Consider the following 13,025-nt stretch of genomic DNA (forward strand, 5'->3'; position numbering starts at 1 on the left):
ATGATATCAATTCAATTTGCCTATTTTACTTGAAGATACCACAATTTAAGAAGGAGTTTTAAGCCAATTCTTTCATTATTTCTGAAAATAACTCATAAGATCTTATTCGGTCATTTGTGTCATAAATATTAGTAACAGCAATTAATTCATCTACCCCAGTTTTTTCAATAAAGTCTTTTACTTGTGCTTTAACTTTACTCTTACTACCTATAAAAGAATACTTCAACATTTGATGTACTTGAGGATGTTTTAATAGCTCTCTAAATTCATCATTCATATCTGTCCCAGGTTGTACATAATCACGGTTACCAGTGAAGATTCCTACTATCATGCGTATTAATGAGGTGGACATTCTTTCTGCTTCTTCGTCAGTGTCTGCTATAATAATGTTGACACCTGCCATTACATAAGGTTTTTTTAGATCTTGTGATGGTGTAAACTCATTGCGATAGATCTGTATAGCCTCCATTAAATGAGTTGTAGCAAAATGACTTGCAAAAGCATAAGGCAACCCTTTTCTAGCCGCAAGGTGTGCACTGTCTGTACTAGAACCGAGTATATAAATAGGTACGTCTACACCTTCGGCAACGGTAGCTCTTACTTGCGCAGTGGCATTTTCTTTAGAAAAATAAGTTTGTATTTTTTCTAATTCGGATGGAAAAGAGTGCGCTGCCTGCATGAAATCAGATCGTATAGCTTGTGCGGTTTCTCTATCGGTACCTGGTGCTCTACCCAGTCCTAGATCTATACGATTAGGATATAAAGATGCTAGCGTGCCGAATTGCTCTGCAACGATAAGTGGCGAGTGATTGGGCAACATGATACCTCCAGAACCTACACGCAAAGTATTGGTACTTTGTGCTACATACCCTATCAATATAGATGTGGCACTACTAGCAATATTAGAAGCATTATGATGCTCTGCCAGCCAGTAGCGCGTATAACCGTATAATTCTGCATGTTGAGCCAGTCTCAAAGCATTGTTATAGGTTTCTTTAAGTGTATGACCTTGAGAAACTAATGCCAGGTCTAGAATGGAATATAAAACAGGTTTTGTATTCATAAAATATAAGTTGCTCAGTGATCAACTATCCAGTAAAAGAAATATTGTAATGTATCTATAAAACTAAAATCATTCTTATAAGAGGTATAAGCAAAATTAGGATTTCCAACTTACAATTTCTTCTAGTTCTCTTCTAGTTTTTGGGTGTTCTGGATCTGCTTTTCTATAACCGAATGCAGTCATAAATGATAAGCCATATTTATTGATATCTACACCAAATTTATCTTGTAATAAAGCCTCTGCTTTTTCTTGATGAAAACCTTCTATAGGACAAGAATCGATACCGATCAATGCTGCAGCAGTCATCATGTTACCTAATGCGATATAAGTCTGTTTTGACGACCAGTCGAATAATTTCTTATCTGTATTAAGGTTAAAATCACGTTCTTGAAATTCTCTATAAAACTTAGAATACATCTCCATCACATCTTCTGGCAGTTGCTTAACATCTTTCATCATACGTGTGATATAATCTGCATCATGTTTTATCATAGGTGCTTTCATACTTAGTCCTAAAACAAAATGACTAGCCGTATCTAATTTTAAAGGAGCACCCCAAGCCACAGGTTTTAATAATTCACGTAGCTCTTTATTTTGGACAACTATAAAATGCCATGGTTCAAAACCAAACGAACTAGGTGATAGTTGTGCGGTTTTAAGAATAAACTCCATATCTTCATTAGATACTATTTTAGAAGCATCAAATTCTTTTGTTGCATGTCTATAACGGAATGCGTTGAGTATTTCTTCTTTTGAAATGTTAGGTGCGTTCATGAATTTAAAATTTGCTATTTATACAGGCACAAAGATATTAGTACCAACAAGCTTAATTAAGGTATTAATAAAGGATATATAGGTACAAATCAAGGTTAATCACCTATATAATAGATAACCATAGAGGGAATTGATTAAATTTGATCAAAATACCAGATAAATGAATGTTATAGAAACATATAAACCTTTTGAAATACAAGAAATAGAATTAACAGAATGGAAGTCTCGCCCTGTTAAAAATAATTTCTTTGAACTGGTACTTATAAAATCTGGAGAAGGCACCCAATGCATTAATTACAACCTCTCACCTTATCATAAAAACAGCCTGTTTCTATTACCACCTTTGAAATGCCATTCTTTTACGGTAGAGAAACCTACCACATTTGTCTTTTTAAAATTTACAGATTCCTTTTTCAAGGATATAGGGAAAATTAATATTGATAGAAATGAATGGTTTAAAGAAGCATCTTTTATTCTATCTAATTATAATCAGTTGCCAGGTGATATAATTAAAGACGAAATAGATAGAAAACATCTCGAGAGTATTGTACAAATTATACTAGCCGAGTCGAGAAACTATGGATCTACTTCTATTAACCTAATAACTAGTTTAATGACTAGTATACTAGAAATTTTAATAAGAAATATAAAAAAAGGAACTTACAGCGAAGTTTCAGATAACACTACAGATCAAAGAATCACAAAAATGCTTAACTACATCAATGAGAACATTGATAAAACAGAACTTTTAAAAGTTGATCACCTCGCTAGTGTATTTATGATGTCACCTACCTATGTTAGTGAGTATTTTAAAAAACAAGTAAATATGTCCTTAAGAGAATATATTATTAAAGCAAAACTCAAACTTGTAGAGATACGTCTTCTTAACTCTAACTTTACACTTACTCAAATAGCAGATGATCTAGGTTTTACAGACATAAGCCATTTATCAAAAACCTTTAAACGTTATACAGGTATATCTATAAGAGAATTTAAAAGAAATGGCGAGTATATGTTGTTAAAACGAGCTCGATGTAATGGTTAAAAGACCTTTAAAAAAATCTATCTTATAAAATTTCAGTAAATTACAATTTTCCTGTAAATATTAAAAAAACCATATACAGAAATGGAAGTATGCTCAGGAATATCCAGAATGATTGCTTAGACAGCTTACGTTTATACCTATTCATTAACAAGCCTGTATTAACCAGTGACCAGAATACGGTAGCAAAAAGTATGATTATAGAAATAAGGTTTAATTTACCGTAGGTAAGAGTCCCCTCATAAGAAGGAGCTATATATCCACACACTGTACCCACAGATAAAATTAGTAGGATAAGAAGGGTAAGTTTCTTGAAAATATTAAGATTTTGAAACCAAGTCATTTATTAAATAAGTTAATTGAAAGATAAGTTTTGTTTAACAAAAGGTAAAAATATTTCATTCTTTTGAGAACATTTTACGGTTTCCCTCATTTAACAAAAAACTAGTTAAAAAACATCAAAATTCACCTTTCAACGTCTAATAATTTGTTAAAACGACCTGTGACACTTCTTTGAGTATGTAGAAATAAGTAAGAATTGACAAAATTCCCATCACAAAAATAGAATGACTTAAAAAAAAAAAACGAGAACCTATTACTAGATTCTCGTTTTCTAAAAAATATGTTTTGGAAAAACTACTCTCCTGGCATAGGTACTACAACACCATTTTCTGGTTGTGCATAGAATGCAGCTGGAGTTTCTACAAACTCAACATTTGTAATAGATGCTACACCTATCTCATTAGTATAACCTTCTTCTTTACTCCAGTTACGGAAAGACCATTTAGACGCAAATGGCACACCATCTACAACAGTAAGTTCTTCATATTTTGCAAAATGAGGCTCTTCTTCTGCAGCTTCAACACCTTTTCCATAACTAACAATGTATGCAACACCGTCAAGTACGTTTGTTTTAGGATCTTTATATACCACATACCAGTCTTCTGACGTGTCTCCTACTCCATTCTCAAAAGATAATCTAGAAGTTGGATATTGTGTATCTCCATAAGTAAGCATTTCTTCACTAGACCACTGTGTACCTGGATCATTTAATTTATAAGGCATGGCAAAGAAATAAGACCATGTAAAAATGTGAAATCTAGTCATAGGGTTTGCAGCTAACTCTTCATTACTTGCATATACCTTATCTCCATCAAAAACGATTACACTACCGTCTTTGTTATCTATGCGTACCATAGAACCATCTGTCTTTTGAGTAATTTTACCATCTAATAAAGTATTACCACCAAAGGCAACCGTAAAATCATAAGCTACCGCATCATTAGATAGAAAAGCTTCTTTCTTATGTGCTAATTCTATACTGTTAGTAAACGCTGTGATTTCTGATTGTGCTTCTGGCATCTCTGTAGTTGCAGCAGGTGCTTCAACCATTTCTTTTACCTCTTTTTCTTCTTTACAACTAGTAAGAATGCTTATAGCCGCTAGTAGGAATAAAACTTTTTTCATGGATATTATGTATTTGATTTATTTAAGAATACAAAAGACTAAGTTATTTGTCACATAATGAGCTATTAGGCTGTTAAACTTGTGCTAAGAAATATAGGCCGCTATGTGCATCTTAAATTTGGTCAACTGTATCAAAAAACTATCTTCGCGGCATGTGGATGTATTTAGGTCTTTTGGCCGCTTTATTTTTAGGCTTACATAACTTATGTAAGAAGCATGCCGTACAAGGAAATGAGGTTTTCCCTGTGTTATTAGGCACCATAACAGCTGGATTTCTTTTTATAGTACCGTTTTATATAGGTTCTATTTTCTATCCAGATATTACTAGAGAACTAGGTTTTTATATAGAAACTATTCCATGGACCACGCACGGTTTTATACTTATAAAATCTATGATCATGGCATCTTCCTGGATACTCGCTTACCAGGCATTAAAACACTTACCACTTACCATAGTCACTCCTATACGCTCTGCAGGGCCTTTTTTTACCTTTATAGGTGCCATTGTTATTTATAAAGAAGCACCTAACAACTGGCAGTGGTTGGGCTTTTTTATGATTATTCTATCGGTGATTATGTATTCACAAATAGGTAAAAAAGAAGGCATACATTTTAAAAGTAACAAATGGATTTTTGCCATAATAGGCGCTACTTTTCTAGGTGCATCTAGTGGTTTATATGATAAATTCCTGATTCAAGGGCTTTTACTCAATCCGCAAACGTTGCAATTCTGGTTCTGTTTTTACACCATATTAATATTGCTGGTTATATTATCCATAACGTGGTTTCCATATGCTAGTAAAAGAAAAGCTTTCAAATTTCGCTGGACCATTCCTGCAGTAGGAATCCTATTACAAACAGCAGACTACTTCTACTTTAAAGCACTTCAAGATCCAGATGCTTTGATCATGTTATTAAGTGCCATAAAACGCAGTCAGATAATCATAGCTGTTGTTTTGGGAGGTATTTTATTTAAAGAAAAGAATAAACGCAAAAAACTGATTCCTCTAGCAGGCATCATGATAGGCGTGTTTTTGATTTTGTATTCTTAGAAAGGTCTTTTGGCATTTTGTTTGTTCTATCCGTTTAAATCTAGTTAAATGAGCAACCTAACCAAATTATCCATAGCTTTTTTTATAGTATTATTTTATCCAGCACTTTGTCAAGCACAAAAAACTTTAGATAGTTTATTCTATAAGATTCCTTTAGAATCTAGTAGAGATTCTATTTATTCTTATTTGAAAAATAGTCAGTTCAAATCCTTTTCAAAAAATGAAACTATTCTTAGCAATGGCAAAGAAATCAAAATTTACTCTGGTTATAAAACAAATAAAAATTCATTAAGTGACTATCAAGAACTCTACTTGTCATCAGGAACTAGCAGCGTGGAAGGAGGCAAATTCATCAATAATTTACTTACTATAAAAACCTTATACTACTTCCCTACTAAAGCAAATGCAAGCGCTTTTTATAAAGATAAAACAGAATACCTCAGAGATATATTCTCAAACCCATCTTATTTCTATACAATGAGAGAAAACGATATTAATACAGGCTTTTATAATCGATTTATTAACGAGAAAAACAACATTGAAGTTCTTTTGAAATATCAAAATAAAGATGGTGAAATAGTAGTTGAATTAGAATATCAAAGACATGAGGGTAAACCTACTCTTCAAAAAAAGTATAGGCCTAAAGAATCATTAATAACAGAAAAGTTAGATAGAAAGGATGTTTATGAAATATTAACAGTAAGTGAAATTCCAAAAACAACTAAGTGTTTTACTAAAAATGATAATTCCATATTGTGTTTAAGAAAAAGTATTGCAAATCAAGTAAATCGAGATCTAGATATTTATAAGTTCCTACAAGGTGATCAAAGAAAAAAAGTTAACCTTAGTTTTATCATTAAAAGTAATGGTCAACTTATTAATATCAAAGTTCAACATCAAAATAAAGATCTCGTAGAAGCTATAAAACATAGCATTAATAAAATAACCATTGAAGAGCCTGCTTACAAAGATGGGAAAGCTGTTAATTTTTATCACTCGATGTCTTTAACGTACATAATTCAACATTAAAGAAAATTTCAATTAATCATGTTCCGCTTTCGCGAAAGCGTACACCATCACCATTATTTCTAAGCAAATACTGAGAACTTCAGTAAATTTGCATCATTAATTCAGACATTTATACCTATTAAAACATGATCAACAACATACCATGTCCTTCTTGTGCTACGCCTATACTTGTAAACACAGAAGAATTTTTAAAAGGCACCACTTTTGCATGTTCTAATTGTGATGTAAAGTTAGGCATAGAAGAAAAAACAGATTTAGATCAAGAGAAACTAGATCTATTCAAGAAGTTTACCAAAACTAAAAAGGAAAGAACGTCTGTCATTCCATGTCCAGATTGTGGTGCAGCCATTACCTTTTACGAGAGAGATTTAAAAAAAGGTGAAACCATCTCCTGCTCCAGTTGCAATGCTAGCGTTGCTTTATAACTTAAAAGAAACTGCGAGATTCTTAATTATGTTGAGAGTTTATTGTTCAAAACTCTCTTCTCGACCATCACTATGTAGTGCAAATCTGCCTTTAGTTCGATCATGTACTTGCTCTTGTTGAGGCCACGGCCAGCCACCGAATTGTGTCTCTTGATAATCTGCAAAGGCTTCTCTTATTTCTTGTTGTGTATTCATGACAAATGGCCCGTGCTGCGCCACCGGTTCATTAATAGGTTTACCCTGTAAAACAAGTATATAAGAGTCTGATGTGCTATTTGTTATCTCTAAATCTACAGCGGCATTTACTTCTATAGAGTGATTTTCATACACCGCAGTTCCAGCGATATGGATAGCTGTCCCACGATAATAATATAAAGTCCTTGTAGTTGTACTCGATTTTGCTTTGGGCAGTGTATAAGTTGCACCAGCTTCCATCTTTATAGTTACCACAAGCACTTCGTTATCTTCATGCGCTGCCCATGAATCTGGTGTAGGATCTAGCGCACGCAATTGATTGATCTCTCCAGCGATAAGATCTACCGTTGTGATTTTATCCTGACTATCTCTATAATTAATAGTCGGAATATTCTCTTTCCACAGCATTTTAAAATGTGGCGGCACCATTTTACTTGCTCGAGGTAAATTGAGCCATACTTGAAACATCTCTAGTGTATTCTCCTTATCTTCTTGTAATAAGGGAAACATCTCACTGTGTAATATACCTTTTCCGGCAGTCATCCATTGAACATCTCCTGCGCCAAAACGACCTGCACCACCTAATGAGTCAGAATGATCTACAAAACCTTCTTTATTTATAGTTATGGTTTCAAAACCACGATGTGGATGGTATGGGAAACCAGGCACATTACTACCATGGTACATTCTATAACCGTCTTTAATTGTAAAATCATTGCCTATATTTCTACCAGCTTTTTCTCTTTCAGGAACACCTAGATCTGCATTACCTGCCGGATAATAGTCTCTGTGATGAGCACAAAATAAGAATGGATCTTGCGTTTTCCATGGAAAACCTAGTGGTGAAATGTTTTTTATTACAGTAGACATATACGTTTCTATTATTTATCATCTTCATTAAAGACACGTAAAAATGGGCCAAAGAAATTTAAAAAACACTTATAGAATCCATAAAATTACAGAAGGTTTGTTGTGGTATTCGCTTTCGCGAAAGCGGAAACATAACATTATTAAATTTAAAATCAATTGTTAGCCGTTTACCAGAAAGAAATTACACTTAATAAAATAGACTTAAAATACTACCTCTCTAAAGAGGTTTTAATGAAATCCTCTTATCTTTGATATGGAATAAGATTTAATATTCTTAATGCAACAAATTAAACAACATCTTGAGGGCATCGCGCACATTACAGATAAGGATTGGGAATTCTTTATCTCAAAATTGACGCATCGATTAATACCTAAAAAGACTGTTTTTTTGGGTTTAAATGAGGTAGAAAATCACATTTCTTTTATTCAATCTGGTGTGGTGCGTCTTTTTATACCTAAGGATGATACAGAAAAGGAAATCACTTTTGGCTTTAGTTTTAAAAACCAATTTGTGAGTGCTTATGATTCTTTTCTTACCAGACAGCCTTCTTCTTATCAATTACAAGCACTTACAGAAACAAGTATTTTAAGCATTACCTACGACGATTTACAAGACGTTTACAAAAACACACAGATAGGAAATCTAATAGGTAGATTAACTGCAGAACGTCTTTTCTTACTTAAATCTAGTAGAGAACAAAATTTACTAAACCTCACAGCAGAAGAACGTTACCTTAAGCTATTTAAAGAAAGACCTGAGCTACTAAGAATTATGCCTCTCAAATATATAAGTTCTTATATAGGTGTAACCGCACAGGCTTTGAGCCGTATTAGAAAACGAATTTCTTGATCTAGGTTCATAGTTTAAGAACACAACTGCTTTTACCTTTGTAAAAAAAATAGATTATGGCAGTTATACTTCTAGTACTGGTACTATGGTACGGTGGGCTTTTCTTTCAATCCTTCTTTTTACATAGATATGCAGCGCATCAAGTTTTTACAATGTCTAAAACCATGGAACGCATCACTTTTGTACTTACATGGATTTTTCAAGGCTCTAGTTATCTAAGTGCTTATGGATATGGAATCATGCACAGAATGCATCATGCTTTTACAGACACAGAAAAAGATCCACACTCACCATCTTATGATGATAATATGTTTGCGATGATGTGGAAAACAAAGACTACGTATCAAGACATTAATAAAAATCGAGTTCCAGTTGAGGCTAGATTTACTAAGAATGTACCACAATGGAAAGCGTTTGACTCTTTTGCAAGTTCTCGTTTTTCTAGATTGTTATGGATCACGCTTTACATATTATTCTTTGCATACTTTGCTACAGCATGGTGGCAGTGGTTATTATTACCTATCACTTTTATGATGGCACCTATACATGGTGTGATTATCAACTGGTTCGGTCATATATATGGCTATGTTAACTTTAAAATGAAGAATACTAGTAAAAATCTTTTTAGATTTGATTTCTTAATGATGGGTGAAGGATATCACAATAATCACCATAAATATGCAAATAGAGCTAATTTTGGTGTGAAATGGTATGAAATTGATGTAACTTACCTCATTATTAGATTACTGAATACTGTAGGTATTATTCAATTAAAAAGAACAGGACATTAAAGCACAGCCCTTTTTTTTTTAAGAAGAGGAATCCTCTCTACGGTATCCAAACCTGTAGGGGGATTTTGTGCTTAAATTAAAGTTGACCGAGAGCAACCAGATCATTTACGTAATTCTTTAATCAGAATTGTGATTGCTTACTTACTAAAACCAAGCTCTTTTCAACTAAAAAAGCCAAGTCTAACGACTTGGCTTTTTAATTTAATAACGATATCTATAACTTCTTATCCTATTATATAAACAACAAAATAAGAGTAAGCACTAGCCCTGCTGCGGCAAATATGATTCCTTTTCTAAATATCTGAGTACCTGGCATGAACATCCAGAAGGCCGATATAACAAAGAATAAAAGCGATACACCAAAGAAAATATTAAGAAAGAACAATGGCTCTCCTGATTTTGCTTTATGAAAATGCGTCATTTTATCAAGTATGTAAGGAAGTTCTTTTTTTACAAAACTAGCTTCTCCAGTAATGCTATTATAACTACCACCTTTAAAGTAGTAAACGCCGGCTTCTTCCTTACTTATTTTAAGATTTTTGATTTTGAGAGCAGGTCCTACCTTATCCTTAGATAAACGAGCTTCTACTGTTTTCTCAATTTTAATTTCGTTCTTTAATGCATCTGTATCTCTGAAGATCAAAGCGACTCCACTAATAGCATAAACGGCCATGATTCCTGCCAAAAAGAAGCCTAAGTGCCTGTGTAATTCGCGCATTTTTTGAGATGTCTTTCTGCCCATAATAAAGTATTGTCTAGATTTATGTTAAATGACAAATCTAATGGACTAAAAAAGAAAATGACGCACTTTTTTATAAAAAAATATGGATCAAAAATAAATGAACCAAAAACAGCTCACAAAAATTATGAGTTAGTACCACTACTGTAATTATAGTATGCCTAGCATGAAATAGAATCGATGAAATACTCTTTGCGATACCTTATAACTACAGCCCATACAGACCACTGTAGACATATAAAAACAGTTGTTCACCCTGATACACAATTGATTAATAACTATTAAAATTTGTTTTCTCATAATCATTTACTAGTTAAAGTTTGAAAAAACAGATGAATTCGTAATTATTATACGAATAAATCAATAATTTGGTAACAACCTTTAAATCAATTATCAAATGAAAAAACTATCCTTATTAGTTCTATCCATTTTCATTTTTACAGCTTGTAATAATGAAGAGGCAGACTTTCAGGCAGAAACACCAGTAAGTAGTAAAACCCTCACCATTCAAGAAGTGAATCAATACATATCTGACCAGTTGCAACAATCTGGAGATGTAGACTGGACACATGCACCTGCAAACGTACTATACAGTGCCATAATGCATGGTGATGGTATTCTTAGTTTAGGTTATGGACAGCCAGGTGAGCATTTTGCACAAGTAAAAACAACAGACCTAATTGCAGCAAAACAAAACGCTATCTCTATTGCTGCTAATAAAGAAGGAATCAATAAAACAGAAGATTTCCTTATTGCCGATGATGAATTACTTAACTCTATTGAACTTAAAATCAATAATTTAGAAACTGTAATCGCTTTACAAGCTGCTAACAACATACGTTATATAGATCCTATAGGTTATGGTTTATATGTAGATCCTAATGGAGTCGTTTTAAAATCTAGTTCTGGCTGTGATCAAAGCGGACAAAGTATCAATAGCAATGACTATACAGTTATATCACCTAACGCATGGAAACCATGGAATTACAACATACACAACATAGACGATGCCTGGAATTATAGTACAGGTGCTGGTGTTACCGTAGGACTTATCGATACAGGAATAAGTGCAAATCAAAGATTATTAGGTAGTGATTTTAATGACGGCGCTTCTTCTGGACGTAGTATTCAAAAATTCGGAACCTTTATAGATTCTAACTGGTGGTGGAGCAATAATACAGATGGACCTAATGATCGTTGTGGTCATGGAACGACTATGGCGTCTACTATAGCCAGCCCACGTAATAATGACGCAATGCCAGTAGGTGTAGCTTATAACTCTAACATGGTAGCCTATCGCGGTACAGAAGATGTTCTTTTAAACGACTATCATGAACGTAAAGGTGTAAGTAACGCTCTCAAGGCTCTAGGTAACCGCAGCGATGTAAAAATAATCTCTATGTCTATAGGTTATGTATGGAGCATAGGTAATGTAAAAGATGCTGTAAAATATGCCTACTCTCGCAACAAGATGATAGTTGCCGCAGGTGGTACGTCTACATCACTTACTAGCTGGTACGGTGTTATTTTTCCTGCAAGTATGAGTGAGACAGTTGCCGTTACTGGATTAAAAGATAATGGATATAACCGTTGCGATATTTGTCATGAAGGTAGCGAGATAGATTTTACAATTATCATGCAACGTGCTAGTGACGAGTCTAGAACTGTACCTACTTTAGGGTTCAATAATGGGACACGTAAATACGTAGGTGGTAGCTCTGTCGCGACCGCTACAACGGCAGGAATCGCTGCGCTAATATGGAGCAAAAATCCTAGCTGGTCTAGAGAGCAAGTTTTAAATAAAATGAAGCAGTCTAGTGAGTTCTATCCTAGTCGTAATTCAAGATTTGGTTATGGAAATATAGATGCTTTACAAGCAGTTCAATAGATCAATTAATTATTAACTTAAAAGCCTTTATCTTATTGAAGATAAAGGCTTTTTGAATTTTAAAAACTAAGTATAGACATTGCCTATAGTACAAGAATATGTTAAATTACAGCGTGTCTAAGATCTCTTTTGGGTCGGCACGGAGCTTGTAATCTTCTTCTATAAAATGGTACTCAATAATACCATTTTTTCCTATTACATAAGTAGCTGCAAGAGGTAATTCTTGGCTAGCATTTCCCTGCGTTCCATCTAGATCAATACCGAATTTTTTATACAGTCCTTGTAGGTCTTCTGGAAGTGTAAAAACCAGATTCATGGCTCTAGCTAGTTCATTATTTTTATCAGTAAGAATGTCAAATGTGAGCTCATTCTTCTCGTGAGTAGTCATAGAATTATCTGGAGTCTCTGGAGTAATTGCGATAAGCCTCGCTCCTTTTTCTTCCATCTCTGGTAAAAAATGTTGCAGTGCTTTTAATTCTAGATTACAATAGGGACACCATCCACCACGGTAAAATGAAAGTACTACTTTGTCAGTTTTTAAAATCTCGTTGACATCTACCAGTTCGTTATTTTGATTAGGTAATTGAATTGCTGGTATTTTATCTCCTGTCTTCAGAGATTTAGAAACGATATGAGACGCTTTAAGCTCTTCAATACCCTTAGACATGATTTCTTGTGATTCTCCTGGATGACGTGATGCGCTACCTTCTGCTAGAGACTGTAATTGTGCTATAAGATTCATTTTATTTCCTTTTTTATGGTTACCCAATATTAAAAGATAAATCTCACAGAAGTGTATATTCCTAATTAAAGAAAACCTAAATTTTAGATTTTAGGCGG

14 protein-coding genes are annotated in these 13,025 nt (G+C 33.7%); 7 read left to right on the forward strand and 7 right to left on the reverse strand.

Annotated elements, in window-relative coordinates; all coding sequences use genetic code 11:
* Positions 1–58: 58 nt before the first annotated feature.
* Both ACJJVJ_RS01800 and ACJJVJ_RS01805 read right to left on the reverse strand, forming a co-directional pair.
* Positions 59–1,063, reverse strand: a complete 1,005-nt coding sequence (locus ACJJVJ_RS01800; RefSeq protein ID WP_405368555.1) for an LLM class flavin-dependent oxidoreductase — start codon at positions 1,061–1,063, stop codon at positions 59–61.
* A 96-nt stretch (positions 1,064–1,159) separates the two neighbouring features.
* Complete coding sequence (locus ACJJVJ_RS01805; protein WP_405368557.1) at positions 1,160–1,837, reverse strand: NAD(P)H-dependent oxidoreductase; 678 nt, start codon at positions 1,835–1,837, stop codon at positions 1,160–1,162.
* 160 nt (positions 1,838–1,997) lie between these two features.
* Between ACJJVJ_RS01805 and ACJJVJ_RS01810 the strand changes: the two genes are divergently transcribed.
* Entirely contained in the window at positions 1,998–2,882 is an 885-nt protein-coding gene (locus tag ACJJVJ_RS01810) for an AraC family transcriptional regulator (RefSeq protein ID WP_405368559.1), read from the forward strand.
* Positions 2,883–2,922: 40 nt separating this feature from the next.
* Here ACJJVJ_RS01810 and ACJJVJ_RS01815 read toward each other — a convergent pair whose 3' ends face one another.
* Together ACJJVJ_RS01815 and ACJJVJ_RS01820 are read right to left on the reverse strand one after the other, a co-directional pair.
* Positions 2,923–3,222, reverse strand: a complete 300-nt coding sequence (locus ACJJVJ_RS01815) for a hypothetical protein (RefSeq protein WP_104514877.1) — start codon at positions 3,220–3,222, stop codon at positions 2,923–2,925.
* Between the two features lie 293 nt (positions 3,223–3,515).
* On the reverse strand, positions 3,516–4,346 hold the full coding sequence (locus tag ACJJVJ_RS01820) for a DUF6503 family protein (protein WP_405368561.1): 831 nt from the start codon (positions 4,344–4,346) through the stop codon (positions 3,516–3,518).
* Between the two features lie 152 nt (positions 4,347–4,498).
* On the opposite strand from ACJJVJ_RS01820, the gene ACJJVJ_RS01825 reads away from it, so the two are divergent.
* From ACJJVJ_RS01825 to ACJJVJ_RS01835, 3 genes are all read left to right on the forward strand, one after another.
* Positions 4,499–5,398, forward strand: coding sequence for an EamA family transporter (locus tag ACJJVJ_RS01825; RefSeq protein ID WP_405368563.1), 900 nt, complete (start codon positions 4,499–4,501; stop codon positions 5,396–5,398).
* Positions 5,399–5,446: 48 nt separating this feature from the next.
* On the forward strand, positions 5,447–6,427 hold the full coding sequence (locus tag ACJJVJ_RS01830; protein WP_405368565.1) for a hypothetical protein: 981 nt from the start codon (positions 5,447–5,449) through the stop codon (positions 6,425–6,427).
* A gap of 125 nt (positions 6,428–6,552) precedes the next feature.
* On the forward strand, positions 6,553–6,852 hold the full coding sequence (locus ACJJVJ_RS01835; RefSeq protein ID WP_405368567.1) for a hypothetical protein: 300 nt from the start codon (positions 6,553–6,555) through the stop codon (positions 6,850–6,852).
* Positions 6,853–6,891: 39 nt separating this feature from the next.
* Here the strand turns inward: ACJJVJ_RS01835 and ACJJVJ_RS01840 are convergent, their stop codons facing one another.
* Entirely contained in the window at positions 6,892–7,917 is a 1,026-nt protein-coding gene (locus tag ACJJVJ_RS01840) for a pirin family protein (protein ID WP_405368569.1), read from the reverse strand.
* A 277-nt stretch (positions 7,918–8,194) separates the two neighbouring features.
* Here ACJJVJ_RS01840 and ACJJVJ_RS01845 point away from each other — a divergent pair, with 277 nt between their 5' ends.
* Positions 8,195–8,767 (forward strand): Crp/Fnr family transcriptional regulator, encoded by a 573-nt coding sequence (locus ACJJVJ_RS01845; RefSeq protein ID WP_104514882.1) that lies wholly within the window; start codon positions 8,195–8,197, stop codon positions 8,765–8,767.
* Between the two features lie 56 nt (positions 8,768–8,823).
* Positions 8,824–9,558, forward strand: coding sequence for an acyl-CoA desaturase (locus tag ACJJVJ_RS01850; protein ID WP_104514883.1), 735 nt, complete (start codon positions 8,824–8,826; stop codon positions 9,556–9,558).
* A 232-nt stretch (positions 9,559–9,790) separates the two neighbouring features.
* On the opposite strand, the gene ACJJVJ_RS01855 is transcribed toward ACJJVJ_RS01850, so the two are convergent.
* Positions 9,791–10,300, reverse strand: coding sequence for a PepSY domain-containing protein (locus ACJJVJ_RS01855; protein ID WP_104514884.1), 510 nt, complete (start codon positions 10,298–10,300; stop codon positions 9,791–9,793).
* A 394-nt stretch (positions 10,301–10,694) separates the two neighbouring features.
* Here ACJJVJ_RS01855 and ACJJVJ_RS01860 point away from each other — a divergent pair, with 394 nt between their 5' ends.
* The gene (locus tag ACJJVJ_RS01860; protein ID WP_405368571.1) at positions 10,695–12,185 is read left to right on the forward strand and encodes a S8 family serine peptidase; all 1,491 of its coding nucleotides are present in this window, start codon (positions 10,695–10,697) and stop codon (positions 12,183–12,185) included.
* Between the two features lie 106 nt (positions 12,186–12,291).
* On the opposite strand, the gene ACJJVJ_RS01865 is transcribed toward ACJJVJ_RS01860, so the two are convergent.
* On the reverse strand, positions 12,292–12,927 hold the full coding sequence (locus ACJJVJ_RS01865; RefSeq protein WP_405368573.1) for a peroxiredoxin-like family protein: 636 nt from the start codon (positions 12,925–12,927) through the stop codon (positions 12,292–12,294).
* Between the last annotated feature and the right edge of the window lie 98 nt (positions 12,928–13,025).

Origin of the sequence: Nonlabens sp. Asnod2-A12 (assembly GCF_045063745.1) — a bacterium.
Classification (GTDB): Bacteria; Bacteroidota; Bacteroidia; order Flavobacteriales; family Flavobacteriaceae; genus Nonlabens; species Nonlabens xylanidelens.